Origin of the sequence: Larkinella fluvii, assembly GCF_051857545.1 — a bacterium.
Lineage (GTDB): Bacteria > Bacteroidota > Bacteroidia > Cytophagales > Spirosomataceae > Larkinella.
In genome coordinates this window covers 22,529-41,415 of sequence record NZ_JBPZHB010000001.1, presented here as the reverse complement: position 1 = coordinate 41,415, position 18,887 = coordinate 22,529, and the positions used below count along the sequence as shown (strand labels likewise).

The window sequence follows — 18,887 nt, the reverse complement described above, 5'->3', positions numbered from 1 at the left end:
CCCGTAGCGTTTACATGTGAGATGGTGAGCCGGCTGCGGTAGCAGTCGCCTGGCTACCCCAAATTACGCAATCTTTCTCTATTTTCTACACAAAACCGCAGGTAATGATCACGTAAGTATCTCTTCAACAGCACACTCCCGCAATCTGGTCTGATAGAAGTCGTACAGATACAATCCGATCAACTCGTGACCAATCGCGTTCAGATGACCCAAATCGCCGGTGATGAAATACTGTTTCTGAGCGCGAATGTAGAGGTGTGTATCCAGCACCGAAACGCCCTTCTGCCGACCAATCTGACAAAATAGCTGCCGACCCCGTTGCCGGAGCCAGTACGTGACGGGGTCGAGGTGCGGAAACGGAGTCAGCAAAACCACTTTCCGGCGATGGGCGTGCAGGGCATGCATAACATCGCTCAATTGCTGTCCTACTTCGTTCAGCCGCTCCACGTTCCGGGTCATGTCGAGTGCTTTCAGCGCCATGATTTTAATGCCGGTTTTTAGCCGTTTGCCGAGGGTATTCGGGCCGGTTGGAAAGGGAGCCTGCGATTGACTCCGCAAGGTGGCAATCCGGACAGGCGTTGTCCACTTGATTGGGCCCGGTTTCGGGCCAGCCGCCTGCATCCGGTTTTTGAGGAGGGTTTTAAACGCCGACGGATGCTGAAGCCGGTAGTTGCCCAGTTGGAGCAAGATGAGGTCGTACTGATCCAGATTCAGGTTACGCACCAGCGAACCGGCAACGGGCAAGTCGAAAGGGGTGTAATAATCAATTTCCACATACGCACCGATCTGCTCCAGACGCCGGCCAAATTGCTCCACAAAACTCTGTCCGGGGCGCACACCATAGCCATAGGTGTGGCATCCGCCAATTACCAGCATCCTCATTCGTTTAGTACGGTAGTCAGGTTGTATTCTCTTTCCTGTCCTTACGCCAGCGCACGGATGAGCGTTGCAGATGGTCGCCGAAAGAATGAAAAATGAAGTGATCCGGGGAAAAACCGCTCTCTTGATACACTTACTATCAACCGGATACTAAAATCAACGCGAACTATGAGACTATTGGACGCGTAGCGGACCGGGTGATTCCTTTTGCTATCGCACCGGCGACCCGGAAACATATCGTACCTATGGCACTTAACCAACTCATAATCAATCAGTAAACCTCATATTTCGCGTTAAAATCAGTAACCCACTCAATCACTCTTTTAGCAATTTACTGCGCCGAACGGTTTGCCCGTCTTCATCCTGAATCAATACAAAAAACAGGCCCGGCGACAAGGTAGACACGTCGATGTTTGCGGAGTAATCGGTAGCGGTTCGGGTGAGGAGCGCCGAGCGAAGGGCGATGCCGCGGACATCCACCAGCGTAAACCGGTACGTCCGGCTCTTGACCGATTCCGGCACAAACGCAACCGTCACCTGCCGGGAAGCCGGATTCGGCGAAATCCGCAGGCTGACTCCAGAACTGACGGGCGGATTTACCGACGTAATGACATCCAGCGTGATTTCTGCCGAAACCAGTTCCGCACAGCCGTTGGCGTTGGCGCGCACCGAATACCGCCCCGATTGCGTGGCCGTGTAGGACTGCTGCGTGGCCCCCGCAATCGGAACGCCGTTCAACAACCACTGGTTGCCCGTCGTTGCGTTGGATCGCAGGGTGTAGCCATCGCGGGTAATCACCGGGGCCTGTGGATCTTTGACCGTAACGACCACAGCCGCCGAGGTCGCCGTGGGGCACTCGCCCGACACCCGGACGCTGTAGGAACCGGCAGAAGCCACCGACAGCGTAGCGGAGGTAGCCGCCGAAATCACCTGTCCGTTCAACAACCATTGATAGGCATATCCGGCCACATTCTGCGCCCGCAACACCACCGAACTGCCCCGGCAAATGTCCGTTGCGCCATCGGGCGTTACCACCGCCACCACCGCAGAACCCGGTTTCGGCGTCACGGCTACGCGCTCCGATGCCGGACAACCCGTTGCTTTCACCCGCAGGTTGTAGAGGTAATAATAGGCATTCGTCAGCGTGTCCCCGTTGAACAGCGATCCTTTTAGACTGATGACACCGGGAATCTGGAATGGAAAACCCGTTACGCCGACATTACTCCGAAAAATGGTAGCACCGTCTTCGTAGGCAATACCAATCGTGTAGTTGCCCGGTTCGGGAATCGACAGATTGAGCAGATAGTCGGCACCCGGATCGGTGGGGTCGTCCGATTGCTGTCCCGATGGGGGCGTTCCGACGGGCGTGTTGGGGCTTCGCGTAGGCGTTACGTCGAGCGTTACGCTGGAAACGAAGGCGCCATCCGGTTTCTGAACCGTAAACGTAATCCGTCCTGCGCTGCCGATATACAGCCGGGCACTTTCCAGAATGATCGGAACCTGCGTCGAAATCACCGGTTGTGGGCCAAAATTCCCCGAATACGTTCCTCCGCCAAACGCCTGTTTGGTCGCCGGGCCGAACGTACCGGTAAATTGGTTGAGTGCCGCATAGTAAATACCGCTGGCTGGTTGGCTGAGTGCCGTTGCCTGATTACCCGCGCCGATCAGGTTACCACCCGTCGGAGCATCGTACCAGAAAGCCGTGCCACTGCCGGTATTTCGGAGTGAAACAGCACTGTTGTCACAAGCCGAAACCGAAAAACTGCCCTGATCGGTGAGGGCTGCCGCAGTCGTCAGAATGCTTACCAGTTGGTCGTTTACCGCATTTTGATCCGTTGGCAAACGCGTCTGAACCGTGAAGCGATAGGCGGTTGCGGTTCTGAATTCCGCCGGGCCGCGCAAAACCAACCGGGCTTCCTGCGACGGCCCCAACGTCACTTTCAGCGTGTCGCTCAGGTTGGCAACAGCACCACCAAACGGGGCCAGAATCTGAACCGTCACCGGAATGTTCCGTTGCTCGGTAGAGCCATAATTCCGAACCGTTACGGCTACCTGAATCTCGGACTGACTGCAAAAACCGTTCTGGGGCGACACCAGCGCACTAATCCCGACATCGCTTTGCGGACGAACGAAGCGCACCAGATAATCCTGGGTTTCGCCGTTGGAATAATTTCCACAGGCCTGCACGGCGCTGGCATCACTCGTTTCGACCGTCACAATCCGCAGGCGCGTAGATTGCCCTTCGACCAAACCGCCCGGCACCGTTACGGTTGTCGAAAAGGTTGCCGGAGTCGTCAGCACACCCGAGGTGGCGACCAGTTCGTCCGTGTCATCAAAATCACCGTCTAGATTCCAGTCAATGAACGCTCTGGTAACGGTCTGCCGGTTTTCGCCACAACTGCCGAGGGTCACGTTCAGCGGCAGTTGCTGACCGATAGAAACGTTGGTAATCACACTCGTGAAATCAGAATACGACTGGCAGCCGTCGCGCCCGGCCTGGTCGATGGTGCCGAAGCGAACGCGGTCGATGTTGGCCGCACCCGCCGAAGCAGCCGCCGAAGCACAATACGCTTTCCCGCCGGTTGCACTGACGATCAGACCGAAATCTTGCCGGCCGTTCAACAGACTGTTTTTGTGCGAAATAGTGAGCGTGTAGGTCTTTCCGGGAATGGCGTCAGCAATCAGAATCTGCTCCACATTGTCCCGAAGGTTATCACCCCGCGTGGCCGGATTCGCCGGATTCGCCGGATCGAGCACCCAGGGTAACAGTGTCTGCGAACCATCCGCCACCCGAATGTCCAGGTCGTTGACCAGTCGCGGACTGCGGTTATTGAAATTCGCGACTGAAGCGCCCAGACTCGTTCCGGCCGGATCGGTCCAGCAAATCGTGACCACCAGCGGCCCTCGCCCCGAGGCTACGATCTGCACGGTTTGGCGTTCGCCCTGATTCAGCGTTCGCTCTTCCAGCAAATGACTTTTGTCGGTATTGGCAATAACGCGCGCGGCTTTTTCCACGTTGAGCAGCCCCCAGCCAAACCGGTAGTCGGGGCCGGGCGCGTCACCGGCTTCGTTGGCGGTGTGCAACGCCAGCCCTTTCAGCGTCGACGCTCGCATGAGCTGTCCACTGTGCGATTGAGCGTATTGCTCCTGCAACAACAGCAGCGACCCCGACACATTGGGTGCCGCCATCGACGTACCGGAAAGTGTGGCGTAGGCATTGTCATTGGCCGACCCGGCAGCCAGCACGCTGACGCCCACGCCCACCAGATCCGGTTTAATGCGCCCGTCGTCGGTCGGCCCCCAGGAGCTGAAACCCGCCAGCCGGACGTCCGAGGGTTGGGCATATTCGGTGGCAATGCTGCTGACGGCTCCCACCGACAGAATATTTTTGGCGTTGCAATCCGTCGAAATCTGGTCGTAGCCGGTCTGGTTGTTGCGGGGAGTGCGGCTGGCGGCATTCCGGTTGACGAGCCAGTAGGGTTCGTTGGCTCCCGGGCCATTCTGCCCGTGCGTATTTCCCGCCGATTTCACCAGCAGATAATACGGAGCCGCCACGGCGATGCGGTCCAGATCGCGGGCACCGCTGTTGTAAATCCCGAATTTGTAATCCTCTAACGCATTGACCGTCGTATCGCCCCACCATTCCCATTTGACGTCACCCGCGCGGTCGGCATTAAAAACCCAACCGGCCTGAATGTTGTATGAATGGTTGGAAAGCAGCAAATCAGCCGCAGCCGCAGCGATTTCGGCGTCATCATTGCTGAAGTCATACGCTTTCAGATTGGCCCCGAAAGCCATTCCCCGCGCCCGTTCGTTTACCCCGGCACCGATCATGATGCCAGCCACGTGGGTCGGGTGATTGCTGATGACCCCGCTGCTGTCCACCTGCGTTATCCGTCCGGTCAGTTCCGCGTGGGTCGAGCGCACTTTGCCGCCATCCCAGATGCCCAGTTTGTCGCGCACAGCCGCGCTATTGCCCGACAGGTTCAGACCGAGCGAACCGCCCGTATACAGCGATGAAGTACGGGTCGTATTACCCGCCCGGGTGGCACTGGTGGTAGCCTTGAAGAGCAGATTATGGTGTTCATCGACGCCGTGGAGGAGAAGAATCGTTCCGTCTGAGCGTTCCTGACGCAGCGGAATCTTCTGTTTCTGAGCGATTTCTACGGCCCGGAGGTACGCCGGACGACGGTTTTGCTGCAAACCCTGACTGAGCTGGTTGAGAATTGACCGCTGTTGCCGGTTGTAAAGCGGTTTTTGAGCACTGGCTCCAAGCGCCATCCCCACCAGCAAGCCAATCCACAGAAATCGGAAACGTGAAGCCATAAAAAAATGCTAAGCCCAACAAGTTATTAAAACTGTTGGGCTTAGCATGTAATCAGAACGGATTTTTAATCCGTTTAGTATTAAACCGCCTTCTGGGCAGACAGAACTACGTCTTTTACCTTTTTAGTAGTCGCGTTGGAAACTTCAACCCGGTAGGTACCGTTTACGGCATCTTTCAAACCGAAATGAACCGTGTTTCCTTCTCCCAATTGCTCGCTGGCAATCACTTCGCCGTTCAATTTTGACAACCGAACCGTAATCGGCTGATCATCAACTCTATTGACAACGACGGTTACATTCGCCTGCGGACCAGATTGGCCCATTAACGAACCAAGCAGTGATTTAGGGGTAACGGCGTCAACTACGCAAATCATAATAAAGCCCATCCCAAGGGCCATCAACGAAGCTTTCAGTGTGGTGTTCATCTTTCTATTTGTTTACAGTGGAAAACCTTTTTTCGAACTATTCAACAAAGTAACTATTAAAAGATGATATAAAGTTCTACCCATTTAAAGCACTGGTTTTCAGTGCAATTTTAATTTCAACAGCTTATTGCAATTGTATTTATACGTACCAAATATTATTTGGCTTCCATACAAAACGGATTCATTTAATTTTCAGGTAAGCCGCTTGCTCAAGTATCAGAAATAATTGAAAAATTCAAAAATTCTTTATATAATACAATTTTATTTTTCACGAACTGGAGATAAATCGAGGTTTTACCGTCACAAAGCTATTTTCAAAGTGCCGTAAACGGCACTGGAACGGACGTTTTAGCCTTATAGGATAGAAACGGAGTGTATTGAATAGTAAACACAATACCGCAGAATAATACAACATGACTCTACCATTCTATCAGCCTTTGTTTGAAAGACAAACGCAAAAAAAAGCGGTGTAGGTTGATCCTACACCGCTTCTGTGGTTTCCGGCTCAGCCAGAACCGGTTTTGATTGCTTCGGCGGGGGAATATACTGCCGGAAAAAGCTGGCAATTTTCATTTGCAAAACGCCAAATACGGCTTCTTTGAAAATCCCGCTCGACATTTTGGAGGCTCCCCGGGTTCGATCGGTGAAGATAATCGGCACTTCGGTGATGCAATACCCGTATTTCCAGGCCAGAAACTTCATCTCGATCTGGAACGCGTAACCAACAAACCGAATATTATTTTGCAGGACGGTTTTCAGTACATCCCGGCTGTAGCAGATGAATCCGGCGGTGGGGTCCATGACCGACATACCGGTGATGAAGCGAACGTAAATCCCGGCAAAGTACGACATCAAAACGCGCCCCATCGGCCAGTTTACCACATTGACGCCCGTGATGTATCGGGAGCCAATGGCCACGTCGTTGCCGGTGTCGACACAGGCTTCGTAGAGCCGCGCCAGATCGTCAGGGTTATGCGAGAAATCGGCATCCATTTCGCAAATATACCGGTAACCCTGCTCCAGGGCCCAGCGAAAACCGGTGATGTAGGCCGTTCCCAGGCCCAGCTTGCCTTTCCGTTCCATCAAATGAAGCCGCCACGGCAACCCGTCGGCGCCGTATTCCTGCTGCAATTCTTTCACCCGCCGGGCCGTGCCATCCGGTGATCCATCATCGACAATCAGCACATCGAAAGGCGTCGGCAGACTCATGACCTTCCGAATGATGAGTTCGATGTTTTCAATTTCGTTATAGGTCGGAATGACCACCAAGCATTCTTTCAAGGCAACAGTCAGGTTAGAGTATGTTACTCATAAAATAACAAAAAAAAATACCGGAATCAGGTACTGCTTCCCTTAAAATTTGTTAAAAACCGGGTATTACTCAGCGATTTCCAACCCGGCCAGTCGCGCACCCAACGTTTTTGCTTTCCGGATGCAGTCAGACAGACTCGGCCCCTCATACCAGTTGGCGCACACAAACAAACCGTCCGTTTCCAGCGTCGGCGTCTGTTCCCGAACCGGCACCATCCGGGCGTCATACTGCGGAATAGCCCGTTCCCAGCGCGTGAGCCACTGCCGCACCGGCGCTTCGGCCCGAATGCCAAACGCCTGAACGAGTTCGCGATGCACCCGCTGCCGGATGACCTCGTCCGGGTGTTGGGTGTTTTCTGCGCCCTGCTGTCCGCCCACCAAACTGGTAAACAACACTTCGTCCGCCGGGCAGCGGTCGTCAAAAACCGAACTGCTCCAGATGTGGCCAGCCGCAAACTGGTTTTCGACCCGCGGATTCAGACCGCCAAAACCGTCGAGCGGGTGGGTAACATCGGCGCGTTTATAAACCGAATGAACGGCGGTCATGGGCGGATAGGTGATCTGCCGGAGCCGGTTGGCCACCTCCGGCCAGGTTGCCTCGAGCAGGTGAGCCGAAGCGGCTGTGTCACAGGCCAGCACGATAGCATTGGCGGCATAGCTCCCACTTTGAGCTTCGAGCAGCCAGCCGGTTGCGGTTTTGGTCAGGCGGTTTACCGAATCGTTCAGGTTGAGGGCCGTAAGTTGGGCCGCCAGGGCATTGGGCAGCGTTTGCAATCCCTCGCGGAAACTGAACGACTGCCGACGCTCCGCCGAACCCGCCTTTTTGATGAAGCCTTTGAGCACCGAACCATACTGTTTTTCGTATTCCAGCAGCATCGGATAGGTTTCCGAAACCAGCAACTGATCCGGATCACCGGCGTAGACACCAGCCACGAACGGCGCCAGCGCATAATCGACCACTTCCTGCGAAAACCGCCGGCGAAAAAAAGCACTCAAGGTTTCACCCGGGGGCGAAACCGTCGGGTTGGAACGCTCCCGCCAGAATGCCTTTTTGGTTTCCCAGCTGAAGAACGACGAGAAAAGCAGCGACAACGGCCCCGCGGGCAGTTTGCGATAGGCTCCGTTCCGGTAAATATACCGTGATTTACTCACCGGTTTGGCAAACCGAATGTCCGGCGTCAGCCCCAATTGATCGAGCCAGGCCAGCAAAGCCGCATCACCCAGTAGCGAATTTGGTCCGCGTTCGATCAGATATGGTCCGTCGCGCCGGGACTGCATGAGTCCGCCCGGTTCACGCCCGCGATCGAATAACCGATACGGTATCTGGCGTTGCTGAAGGTCATACGCCAGCGTCAGGCCCGAGATACCTGCTCCAATGATGGCAATCATTTCGTTAAATTTTTCAGTCGGGTCGGCAGCTTGCTTTTTTTCGCGCTGCTGGTATCCGTCGTTTTTTTGCGCCGTTCCAACGCTTCCGTCACCTTTTTATAAATTTCGGCCAACTGTTCCGGGTCCGATGAGTAATAGGTGTAACTCTTCGAATAAGCGGCCGTATCGACCTGGTATTTTCGAAAAATCTGTTTTTCGAGATGCTTGTAAATCAGCGTGTTGCTATCCTGCGAAATCCGGTTCAGTTTAGTAACCCGGGCTTCAGCCAAATGGATTTCGGTCAGAATCTGCGCCATCTTTGTGTCCGGAATCAGGTTTTCGGGTGCTTCTGCCACGGGCGTTTGGCAGGCCTGCGACAGAGCCAGAAGCAGGAACAGCAGGCCTATTCGGAATTGGCTGCACAGTTGCGCGTTCATTTTCGTTATTTTTGTCAAAGCTGGCATTTGAATAGCCCCTAAATCCGTAACGACGGCCCGGCCCTAAAGGGGACTTGGACACCGAAGTATCCAGATTCATAAAATCCCCTGAAGGGAATTTAGGGATATGGAAAGTTATGCAAATGTCGGGAATCCTGTTCTTAGTAACACGCTGTTCAACGCAGCTATTCTTGGCGGAATTCTTTTTCACGGGATTTTCAGCCGCGTTGAGCCGAAAAAATACCATGCACGAGTTTTTGGCAAGACTATATCAGTTTGAAATTCGGATTCGGAAAGCCGTCAATTCGCAGATGCGCGGGAATTTTCGATCCATTTTCAAAGGTTCCGGACTGGAGTTCAGCGATTTGCGGACGTATCAGTACGGCGACGACGTGCGGGCAATCGACTGGAACGTGTCATCGAAAGGCCACGGAACATTCGTGAAAATCTTCCGGGAAGAAAAAGACCAGACGGTTTTTTTCCTCATCGATGTCAGCGCGTCGCAGGAAATTGGCACTACCACCCGCTCCAAACTCGACACAACCCGCGAAGTGTGTGGCGTTCTGGCATTGTCGGCCATCAAAGAAGCCAGTCACGTGGGCATGTATTGTTTTTCGGATCAAAAGGAAAAATACCTGAAACCGTCGAACAGCATGAAACACGGTTATCAATTGATTGTCAACTTGTTCAAGCTAAAACCGGAGTCCGTCCGAACCAGCCTGACCGATGCGCTGCTGTTTACACTCAACGTGCTGAAACGCCGGAGTGTGGTTTTTCTGGTGTCGGATTTTATCGATTCCGGCTACGAACACAGCCTGAAAGCCCTCGCCCGAAAACATGATCTGGTGGTGATTCACATGTACGACCAGCGGGAAACCAGCCTGCCCCGGCTGGGCATCATCCCGGTCTATGACACGGAAAGCCGCCGAACAGTTTGGGTCAATACCTCCTCTTCGGGCTTCCGGAATGGCATCAAACAGACCTTCCGGCAGAGCCAGCAGCAGTTGGAGCGGTTTTGTAAACAATATAACGCCAATTACGTGGCCCTCGATTCGCAGGCAGATTACGTTCCGCAATTGATTGAGTTGTTCCGAGTCCGAAAAACCCGTTGAACTGATGATAGGAAAACGGATTCAACAGATTAGAATGGATTTTAGCCGGTGGCTCGCTATTCGTTATTCGCTATTCGCTATTCATTATTTATTCTTAACTCTTAACTCTTCATTCTTAACTCCCTCACCCGCCCAGCCCCCCAAAGGCGTTTTCCTCACCGACACGATTGAAATTGGCAAACCGTTCCAGTATTCCCTGAGCATTCGCCACCGGTCCCGAGTCGATGTGCTCTTTCCGGATACAGCCCGGCATTTTGCTCCGTTTCTGGTGCGCGATATTTCTATTTTTTCGACCAAAACCGATGCCAAAGGCAGCCTCGACAGTTCGGTGTATACGCTCGTATCGTTCGAAACGAGCCCGACCCAGACGTTAAAAGTGCCGGTGTTTCTGCTGCGCACGCCCACCGACTGCACTGTTGTTTTGTCCAATGTCGATACGATCCGGCTGCGGGAACGCATTCAGACGATGCGCCCCGACACGCTCCGGCTGTCGACCAATACCACCGTCGTATCGCTTCGGCAGCAGATGAATTATCCGTTGCTGATGACGATTGTGGCGGGGTTATGCCTGCTGGCGGGGATTCTGTTTCTGTTTTTTGGACGAACCATCCGAACGCGCATCCGGCGGTATCAGTTGTATCGACAATACCTGGACTTTCAACGGGCCTTCAACCGCCTGACGCGCGGCATTGGCCCCGAAACCGCCCACGAAGACGCCGGACGGGCCGTGGTGATCTGGAAACAATATATGGAACGGTTGGAGCGAAAACCATATACATCGCTGACGACCCGCGAAATTGTTGAATCGGTGCAGGATAACCGGCTGGCCGACGCGCTGAAAGAAATCGACGGCGTGATTTATGGAAGTGTCTACTCGGACCAGACGCAGCAGTCCCTCCGGATTCTGAACGAGGTGGCGGATACGGCCTACCGCCGGAGCAGCGTTCGGATGGAGGAAGTAAATCAGGAAGTGCCTATTTGAACAGTTGCCTATGGAATGGTTTTCGTATCAATGGTTTACAATTTCGCAACTGCGCCAGTTTATCTGGGCGCAACCGATTTATTTGTACGCTATTCCGGCCATTCTCCTGCTCTTTGGCTTGCGATCGTTGTTGTCCAGTCCATCGCGGCAACGGCTGAATGTGGCCCTGAACCAGACCGAACTCCAGCCTTCGCTGGTGGGTAGTCTGCGGCATTTAGTACCCCTCAGTCTGTTTATTGCCACCACGTTTCTGCTGATGGCACTCGCCCGGCCCCAGATCATTCGCGAAGAAACCGAGCGGGTGGCTGAAGGAATTGATTTGATGCTCGCCATTGATATTTCGTCGTCGATGGCCGAAACCGACCTGAAACCCAACCGACTGGAAGCCGCCAAGCGCGTGGCGCGCAGCTTCGTCAAAAGCCGCCGGAACGACCGGATCGGGCTGGTTATTTTTGCCGGTGAAGCCTATTCACTCTGCCCGTTGACGACTGACCACGACCTCCTGAACGGCTACCTGGACGACCTGGACGACAGCATGATCAAAACGTCCGGCACGGCCATCGGCAGTGCCCTGGCGGTTTGCATCAACCGGATGCGCGAATCGAAGGTTAAAAGCAAGGTGACCATTCTGCTCAGCGACGGCGACAATACGGCGGGTAACCTCGACCCGGTGACGGTGGCGCGGCTGGCGAAAGCGTTCAACATCCGGATTTATACGGTGGCCATTGGTCGCCCGCCACTGCCGAGTGTGTCGAGCAACCTGACGACGGTGACGGTGGATGAAGGCATTTTGACCACCATTGCCAACATCGGGAGCGGCAGTTTTTTCCGGGCGGGTGATGCCCTGCGTCTCCAGGCGGTTTTCAACGAAATCGACCGACTGGAAAAAGCGCCGGTTAAAACCGTGATTTACAAGGATGTCAAAGATTTTTACCGCGTTTATCTATACTGGGCCATCGTGTTCCTGTTGCTGACGCTGTTCCTGAAGAACACGATTTTTGGAAATATACTGGAAGATTAAAGATGTTAGACAAGAGAGTAATGACCGTTTTGCCGTTGTTGTCGCTTGTCTCACCTCTATCCTCTCACATCTTGTATGCTACTTTCTTACTACAACGAAAACTACATTGAAGCGGGGTTGGATGAGGTCGGGCGGGGGTGTCTGGCGGGGCCGGTGGTGGCGGCTGCGGTTATTTTGCCGAAAAACTACACCCATCCTATTCTGACTGACTCAAAGCAACTAAGCCGTTTTCAGCGCGAGCAACTGCGGACAGAATTGCAGCGCGACGCTTTGGCCTGGGCCGTTGCGGAGGTGTCGAACGAGGAAATCGACCGGATTAACATCCTGAAAGCCAGCTTTCTGGCGATGCATCAGGCACTGGACTCGATCATGAGTCAGATTGGTGGTGTCAAACCGGATCATTTGCTGGTCGACGGCAACCGGTTTGTGAACTACCCGATGATTCCGCACACCTGCATTGTCAAAGGCGACACCAAGTTTCTATCGATTGCGGCCGCGTCGGTCCTGGCCAAAACCTACCGGGATGAGTTGATGGAAAAGCTGGCCGTTGAGTTTCCGCACTACGGCTGGGAGCGGAACGTGGGCTACCCGACACCCTACCACCGCCGGGCGATTCAGGAGTTCGGGCCGTGTAAGTGGCACCGGATGAGTTTTCGGCTGGTGTAGAAATTCCATCGCCGATTACAACGATTTTCCGTAAACGGGAATCCTATCGGTATCTGCTTTTCTTCCAACCCTTTATGAAAATTCTGAACCTGCTGTTTCTGCTCCTTCTGGTAACGGCCTGCAACCGAAAGAATGACGACGCGATTCTCGCGAGAGGCTCCTCCTTTCGTTTGATTCGAACAGATTACTACGGAAATCCGGCGAATCCGGCTTCGTTTCGATCCACCCGCTACGACTACGACGAGAACAACCTGCTCCGCGAGGTCATTTCGGCAAACACAAACGGCACGGTGGACAGCAAACAGGTTTACCGGTGGACAGACGGAAATACGCTTCGCGTGGAACAGCATTTTACCAATCCGCCCTGGTCGAGCAGCATTCAATCGGGACAACCCCTGAAAATCTATTCCTACGATGATACGGTTTTCAATCCCGACACGACCATCCGCAAACGACAAAACTATACCCAGACTGATACGAAAACCGAGTATCGCTCCTCCACTACATTTGAGTATGCCTACGGGAATCGAATCACGCGGAAAAACACTTACACGAGCGATGGAAAGCTGGCTTCGTACACCGTATTCCAGTACGATAACCGGGGAAACGTAACGATGGAGGAGCTATATACAAACGTTTCCGATAATGCCCGGCCCAATGTCAGCACAACCTACGAATACGATACTGCGCCAAATCCCTATCGCACGGTCCGCCTGAACTCCGAGATTAGCTGGTACATGAGTCCCAACAACATTGTCCGGCAAAAGTCGATCAACCTGGTTTCGTTAATCAGCACCGACGAACAATGGAAATACGAATACCGCCCCGACGGCTATCCCGCCCGGATGATATATGCCGATGGCCGGAAAGAGGAGTTTATTTATAACGAATAGGTTTTCAGTATACGGTTTTCTGTTTTCGGTGGCTGACGCATGACAGCTAACGCAGTTGCAAATCCGCCAGGAAGCATGCGTCAGCCACCGAAAACCGTATACTGAAAACCGTAAACCATTACCCCTGCTTCGGGCGCTTGTACAGTGGCACGGTGCTGCACGGTTCGCCGAACATGATGCTTTGGGCAACGGGGCGCAGCCGACGGGTGATTTCGACGTAAGCCGCGGTCGGCACCGGAACTTTGCTGCAGCCTTTCACCACCACGCGGGTGTCGCGGTAGTCTTCGATGTTGATGCGGGCAATGGCGTCGAAATAGAGTTTTTCTTCCAGGTCCTGCAGCGAACCAAACACCACGGTGTGGGCGTAGGGTTCCAGGTGAATCGTCAGGAGCATGAACGCCCAGGTCGGAACGATGGCGTCTTCGGTGCAGGTGACGGCCACATTTTTATCAGCGTATTGGCTCCAGTCGTGGGTTTTCAGGAATTCACGGAAATCTTTCTCCTTGAGAATCAGCCCCATAAACAGGTTGCCCTTCAAGTCGTAGACAATCCGCTCGCCGGGGTGGTAATAATCTTCCAAATCCAGGGATACCAGGCCGCTTTTGGCGACCCGGTTGACAATCAGTTCCGTTTCCATACCCGCTAAACAACCAGTTTCTTCGGCTTGGTTCCCACAAAATCTTTTAAGTAGTAAGGCTCAAAATCAGCGACACTTTCAAACCGGCCTTCCCGATACGCCAGAGCGGCCAGTTGGCCCACCGTTCGGGCCGAGGGATGAATGAGCTGTTCGGTAAAAACCGCATTCGGTTGATGCGCCAAAACCGCCCGGCATTTGGCCGCACCATTCCCGAAAAACACGACGGGCTGTTGCGCCAGTAAGTCCGCGAACGATTGTTCATCAATGATTTGCGCTGAGGTCGGCACCTTTTCACGGCCTTCCGAATCATAAACCGCACAGTAGACTTCCATCCGCCGGGCGTCGAGCAACGGGCAAAGGGCGTAAGACGCAGGATAAAAACCGTTCACCTGCCACGCCATCGCTTCAAGCGTGTTGATTGCCAGCAGCGGTTTATCGAGCGCGAAACACAGCCCTTTGGCCGTCGAAACGCCAATCCGCAAACCGGTGTAGGACCCCGGCCCTTTCGCCACGGCGACCGCGTCCAGTTCAGAAAGCTGGTGTCCACTCTGATGAACCACATTCTGAATCAGCGTCGTCAACATGCCCGACGATGATTTTTCGGTAAACAATTCGAAACAGGCCAAAACCGCTCCGTCGCGATGAAGGGCTACCGAACAGACGGTGGTGGAAGTATCAATGGAGAGAATGAGCACAATAAAAATAAGTTAAGAGTTATGAGTTAAGAATGAAGAGTTGGCTGACGCATTCCATTTAACTCTTCATTCTTAACTCATAACTCCTTAAGGTTTTCCTTTCAAAATAGACTGATACCGGTTCATGTCTTTGAACAGGTCAAGGGCGGCTTTGATTTCCGGATCGGTCGCGAACGATACTTCTTTCATGCCTTTCTGGAGGTAATAATGACCGACAATTTCCTGTTCCAGCAACGTTTTCAGTTCGCTTTTAAACGTCACCAGATCGACATCCTTGCTGTGCGACAGTTTCGTACGCAACGCTTTTAGCTGATCCTGAATCTGATCGAACGATTTTTCTTTCTTGGCCGAGGCTTCGAGCGTTCCCAGCTCTTTTTCAACCTGCGTCGTATAATCATATTCCTTGTCTTTCAGCCACGTCACAAAATTCTGGTATTCGGCGTCAGTCAGGCTGAACTCGCGGGCGGGCTTGATCGTCGGGTGGTCGTGCCGGTATTTGATGGCATAATCGAAAATCAACCCCTTGTTGGTCAGGCTGATGGCGATTGGGGCGGGTGTCGTCGGTTCCACCAGCACATCCGGCGTAACGCCACCGCCGTCGTAAACCGGGCGACCGGCTTTGGTTTTGAAGGCGGTTTTCAGCGAATCCGGAATCTTGCCCACGCTGCCGTCCGGGTTGCGGTGGCTGTAGTCGATGGCCTGAATGCAGCGACCACTCGGAATGTAGTATTTGGCCGTGGTAATTTTCAGCTTGGTGTTGTACGAAAGTTCGCGGGTGGTTTGCACCAGCCCTTTTCCGTAGGTCAGTTGTCCCACCAGAACGCCCCGGTCGTAGTCCTGAATAACGCCCGAAACAATTTCAGCCGCCGAGGCACTCCGGCTGTTGGTCAGCACTACAATCGGGATTTCCAGATCCAGGGGCGGGTTCAGCGCCGTGTAGGTTTTATTCCATTCGGTCACTTTGCCTTTGGTCGTCACGATTTCCGACTCGCGCGGCAACCAGATATTGGCAATATCGATGGCCATGTTGAGCAAACCGCCCGGATTTTCGCGCACATCCAGCACCAGCTTTTTCATGCCTTTGCCTTTGAGTTCGACAAACGCATTGCGCACCTCGCGCGATGCCGTTCCGGTAAAATCTTTCAGGTCGATGTAGCCCACATCGCTCGAAATCATGCCGGAGTACGGCACGTTGGTCATTTTGACCACATCGCGCGTCACGTTCAGGTCAATGGGATCTTTGGCTCCAAAGCGTTTCACCGTCAGTTTGACCGCCGTATTGGTTTGCCCCCGGAGCAGTTTATCGGAATCCAGTTCGCGCCGGGCTTTGATGTCCACACCATCGACCTTGAGAATCTCATCGCCAATCTGCAAACCGGATTTCTCGGCGGGTGTGCCTTCATAAATCATCATGACAATGCTGCGTCCCTGCCGCGAGCCAATGAGTGCCCCGATGCCATTGTAGCGCCCGGTGGTCATCGTCATGTAATCCTCAATTTCGTCTTCGGCGAAGAAGTTAGTGTAGGGGTCGAGCGATTTCAGCATGGCGTCGATGCTGTTCTTCACCATCCGGTTCGGATTCAGTTCGTCGACGTAATACAGATTCAGTTCTTTGAACAGCGTCGCGTAAATGTCCAGGTTGCGGGCGATTTCAAAAAACCGGTCGTCGTTGCGGAATGAATAAAAACCCAGGCTTCCTGCCAGAAGGGCCGCTCCCAGGGCGACAGTCAGACGTTTGCGCATATCTTTAAGGAAAATGAGTTGTTTCTCAGAGCTAATCAGAGAAAATCAGGGTTTATCAGAGAAAACTTTGATTACCTCTGGTTTTCTCTGATAAACTCTGTGAAATGGCTGTTTTACTCACACACGAGCTAAAGCTAATTTCATACTTTTTTCTATCTCTTCAAACGAAATTATTGCGCGGGCGGTATATAAAAAGACAATATAGGCAGGAGGTTGCTTCGGTTTTTCAGCGGTTCCGAACAAAAGTGCCTTATTCAGGCGGTAGGCTTCGCGGACCCGGCGACGGATGAGGTTGCGGTCGACGGCTTTTTTGAAGTTTCGGCTGGAGACCGAAATCAGGACGGCAGGCAGCGGATCAGTCCCGGCTGGATTGCCCCGCTCGGGGTCGTCCATATAGAGGAGTCGAAATGGAAAAAGGTAGAACGTCCGCGTGGTCGCACTACCTTTCTGAAATAACTGACCGATGGTTTTTTTACTGCAAAGCCGTTCGGATTTTGTGAACGTTTGCTTCATAATGCGTTTAAGGTTTAATGTTTAACGTTTAAGGCTGCTTCTTGCGCAGAAACGTTAAACCTTAAACTTCAAACCTTAAACGATTAGATTTTAAACCGATCGCCTTTTTTCTCGTCCGAAACCGTCAGTTTATGACGTCCTTTTGCGCGACGGGCGGCCAGTACTCTGCGGCCATTGGCTGATGCCATGCGCTCGCGGAAGCCGTGCTTGTTCCGGCGCTTACGGTTCGAAGGTTGAAACGTTCTTTTCATGACTAACTATATCTTGGATGCCTATTTTTCAAATGAGTCTGCAAAGGTAGAGAATGTTACGGAACGAAACAAGTTTGATTTTCACATTTAGCGTTTTCACAAACAAGCGGTTATATTCGCAGGTATGCACTACCGTATTTCGTCTACCAACCCTTCGTCCCGGCTCCTTGAAGTTGATTTTTTGCTGACGGCTATTTCATCGTCCACCGTTGACCTGCAGCTCCCCGCCTGGCGCCCCGGCCGGTATGAGATTCAGAACTTCGCCAAAAATATTCAGCGGTTCGAAATCTTTGATCAAACCGGAAAACCGCTGGCGTTTCAGAAACTCACCAAAGACCGCTGGCGGGTACAAACCGAAGGCGTTTCGGAACTCGTCGCCCGGTACACGTATTACAGCAACACCATCAACGCGGGAACCAGCTGCGCCGACGAGCGGCTGTTGTACCTCAATCCGGTCAATTTGTGTCTGTATGCCGACGGTCGTCTGCTGGAACCCTGCACGCTCGAACTGGCCATTCCGGACGATTGGCAGGTGGCCTGCGGAATGAAGCAAACCGCACCTAACATCCTGGTTGCCTCCGATTTCTATGAACTGGTCGACTGCCCGCTCATCGCTTCGCCCGATTTGCAACACCTGGAATATGAAGTCGATGAGACCCTGTTTCACCTCTGGATCTGCGGCAACATCAAACCGGATTGGGAACGAATCCGGCGCGATTTCAGCCGGTTTTCGGAAACCCAAATCCGGCTCTTCGGCGAATTTCCCGAGAAAGACTACCATTTTCTGACGCTGATTCTGCCGACGGCGCATTACCACGGCGTCGAACACCGCAACTCCACCATGCTGGTGCTGGGCCCCAACGACGAAGGCGAGGGCCTTTATACGGATTTGCTGGGTGTTTCGTCACACGAACTGTTTCACGCCTGGAATGTCATTCGCATCCGTCCGGCGGAGCTATTGCCCTATGATTTCACCCGGGAAACGTACTTTACGACCTGCTTTGTGGCTGAAGGCGTCACGACCTATTACGGGGATTTGCTCCTCCGCCGGGCGAACGTTTTCACCGATGCCGCCTATTGGAAAGAGCTTCAGGTGCTGCTGAAACGGCATTTTGAACCCAGCGGACGATCGTTTCAGTCGCTTACCGAATCGTCCTGGGATTTGTGGCTGGACGGCTACGACAAAGGCGTACCGAACCGGAAAGTGTCGGTGTATTACAAGGGTGCTACGGTAGCGCTCATTCTGGACTTACACATCCGCCGAAAATGGAACCACGCCCGTTCACTCGATGACGTCATGCGGCTGATGTGGGAACGATTCGGAAAACCGTTCGTGGGGTATACGCTGGAGGAGTATCGCACCATCACGGAAGAAGTGGCGGGTGAACCGCTCGACTGGTACTACGAACGCTGTATCTTCGGCAACGAACCGCTGGAACCGCTCCTGAACGAATACCTGGCGTTTGTCGGCCTGCAACTGGAATACGATGCCACCGACCTGGTCAGTGCGCCCTCGGTATTGCTCGTTCAGCACGACGATGAGGCCGGTTTGCAAAACCGCCATCAGTGGTTGGGTGTTCAACCCTGATCGGGTTGAAAGACTGGTAAATAGTCAATCGTAGGGTCAC

At 53.4% G+C, this 18,887-nt stretch carries 17 protein-coding genes; 6 read left to right on the top strand and 11 right to left on the bottom strand.

The window, feature by feature from the left end:
• Nucleotides 1-108: 108 nt before the first annotated feature.
• The 6 genes from ACS5NO_RS00185 to ACS5NO_RS00160 all read right to left on the bottom strand — a co-directional run bounded on the left by ACS5NO_RS00185 (nt 109) and on the right by ACS5NO_RS00160 (nt 8,746).
• The gene (locus tag ACS5NO_RS00185) at nt 109-882 is read right to left on the bottom strand and encodes an SGNH/GDSL hydrolase family protein (RefSeq protein ID WP_439413345.1); all 774 of its coding nucleotides are present in this window, start codon (nt 880-882) and stop codon (nt 109-111) included.
• A 312-nt stretch (nt 883-1,194) separates the two neighbouring features.
• Nucleotides 1,195-5,205 carry a S8 family serine peptidase gene (locus ACS5NO_RS00180; RefSeq protein WP_439413344.1) on the bottom strand — a complete coding sequence of 1,337 codons (4,011 nt, stop codon included), beginning with the start codon at nt 5,203-5,205 and terminating at the stop codon, nt 1,195-1,197.
• An 80-nt stretch (nt 5,206-5,285) separates the two neighbouring features.
• Nucleotides 5,286-5,630, bottom strand: coding sequence for a T9SS type A sorting domain-containing protein (locus ACS5NO_RS00175; protein WP_439413343.1), 345 nt, complete (start codon nt 5,628-5,630; stop codon nt 5,286-5,288).
• A gap of 480 nt (nt 5,631-6,110) precedes the next feature.
• Nucleotides 6,111-6,911, bottom strand: a complete 801-nt coding sequence (locus ACS5NO_RS00170; RefSeq protein ID WP_439413342.1) for a polyprenol monophosphomannose synthase — start codon at nt 6,909-6,911, stop codon at nt 6,111-6,113.
• 96 nt (nt 6,912-7,007) lie between these two features.
• Nucleotides 7,008-8,330, bottom strand: coding sequence for a protoporphyrinogen oxidase (gene hemG / locus ACS5NO_RS00165; protein WP_439413341.1), 1,323 nt, complete (start codon nt 8,328-8,330; stop codon nt 7,008-7,010).
• Nucleotides 8,327-8,746 (bottom strand): DUF4296 domain-containing protein, encoded by a 420-nt coding sequence (locus tag ACS5NO_RS00160; RefSeq protein ID WP_439413340.1) that lies wholly within the window; start codon nt 8,744-8,746, stop codon nt 8,327-8,329. Before ACS5NO_RS00160 ends, hemG begins: the two co-directional genes overlap by 4 nt.
• Nucleotides 8,747-8,991: 245 nt before the next feature.
• Here ACS5NO_RS00160 and ACS5NO_RS00155 point away from each other — a divergent pair, with 245 nt between their 5' ends.
• The 5 genes from ACS5NO_RS00155 to ACS5NO_RS00135 all read left to right on the top strand — a co-directional run bounded on the left by ACS5NO_RS00155 (nt 8,992) and on the right by ACS5NO_RS00135 (nt 13,420).
• Nucleotides 8,992-9,858, top strand: a complete 867-nt coding sequence (locus ACS5NO_RS00155) for a DUF58 domain-containing protein (protein WP_138993017.1) — start codon at nt 8,992-8,994, stop codon at nt 9,856-9,858.
• A 4-nt stretch (nt 9,859-9,862) separates the two neighbouring features.
• Nucleotides 9,863-10,840: a hypothetical protein gene (locus tag ACS5NO_RS00150; protein ID WP_439413339.1), complete on the top strand. Its 978-nt coding sequence runs from the start codon at nt 9,863-9,865 to the stop codon at nt 10,838-10,840.
• 10 nt (nt 10,841-10,850) lie between these two features.
• Nucleotides 10,851-11,861 carry a VWA domain-containing protein gene (locus ACS5NO_RS00145; RefSeq protein WP_439413338.1) on the top strand — a complete coding sequence of 337 codons (1,011 nt, stop codon included), beginning with the start codon at nt 10,851-10,853 and terminating at the stop codon, nt 11,859-11,861.
• Between the two features lie 75 nt (nt 11,862-11,936).
• Nucleotides 11,937-12,527 carry a ribonuclease HII gene (gene rnhB / locus ACS5NO_RS00140; RefSeq protein WP_439413337.1) on the top strand — a complete coding sequence of 197 codons (591 nt, stop codon included), beginning with the start codon at nt 11,937-11,939 and terminating at the stop codon, nt 12,525-12,527.
• Nucleotides 12,528-12,601: 74 nt separating this feature from the next.
• On the top strand, nt 12,602-13,420 hold the full coding sequence (locus tag ACS5NO_RS00135; protein WP_439413336.1) for a hypothetical protein: 819 nt from the start codon (nt 12,602-12,604) through the stop codon (nt 13,418-13,420).
• A 118-nt stretch (nt 13,421-13,538) separates the two neighbouring features.
• Here the strand turns inward: ACS5NO_RS00135 and ACS5NO_RS00130 are convergent, their stop codons facing one another.
• The 5 genes from ACS5NO_RS00130 to rpmH form a co-directional block, all read right to left on the bottom strand.
• Nucleotides 13,539-14,057: a DUF2480 family protein gene (locus ACS5NO_RS00130; RefSeq protein WP_150877149.1), complete on the bottom strand. Its 519-nt coding sequence runs from the start codon at nt 14,055-14,057 to the stop codon at nt 13,539-13,541.
• Nucleotides 14,058-14,062: 5 nt separating this feature from the next.
• Nucleotides 14,063-14,752, bottom strand: coding sequence for a tRNA (adenosine(37)-N6)-threonylcarbamoyltransferase complex dimerization subunit type 1 TsaB (gene tsaB, locus ACS5NO_RS00125; RefSeq protein ID WP_439413335.1), 690 nt, complete (start codon nt 14,750-14,752; stop codon nt 14,063-14,065).
• 87 nt (nt 14,753-14,839) lie between these two features.
• Complete coding sequence (locus ACS5NO_RS00120) at nt 14,840-16,495, bottom strand: S41 family peptidase (RefSeq protein ID WP_439413334.1); 1,656 nt, start codon at nt 16,493-16,495, stop codon at nt 14,840-14,842.
• Between the two features lie 117 nt (nt 16,496-16,612).
• Nucleotides 16,613-17,008, bottom strand: coding sequence for a ribonuclease P protein component (rnpA, locus tag ACS5NO_RS00115; RefSeq protein WP_439413333.1), 396 nt, complete (start codon nt 17,006-17,008; stop codon nt 16,613-16,615).
• An 83-nt stretch (nt 17,009-17,091) separates the two neighbouring features.
• Complete coding sequence (rpmH, locus tag ACS5NO_RS00110; protein WP_111628991.1) at nt 17,092-17,259, bottom strand: 50S ribosomal protein L34; 168 nt, start codon at nt 17,257-17,259, stop codon at nt 17,092-17,094.
• A gap of 124 nt (nt 17,260-17,383) precedes the next feature.
• Here rpmH and ACS5NO_RS00105 point away from each other — a divergent pair, with 124 nt between their 5' ends.
• Complete coding sequence (locus ACS5NO_RS00105) at nt 17,384-18,847, top strand: M61 family metallopeptidase (protein WP_439413332.1); 1,464 nt, start codon at nt 17,384-17,386, stop codon at nt 18,845-18,847.
• The last annotated feature ends 40 nt before the right edge of the window (nt 18,848-18,887 follow it).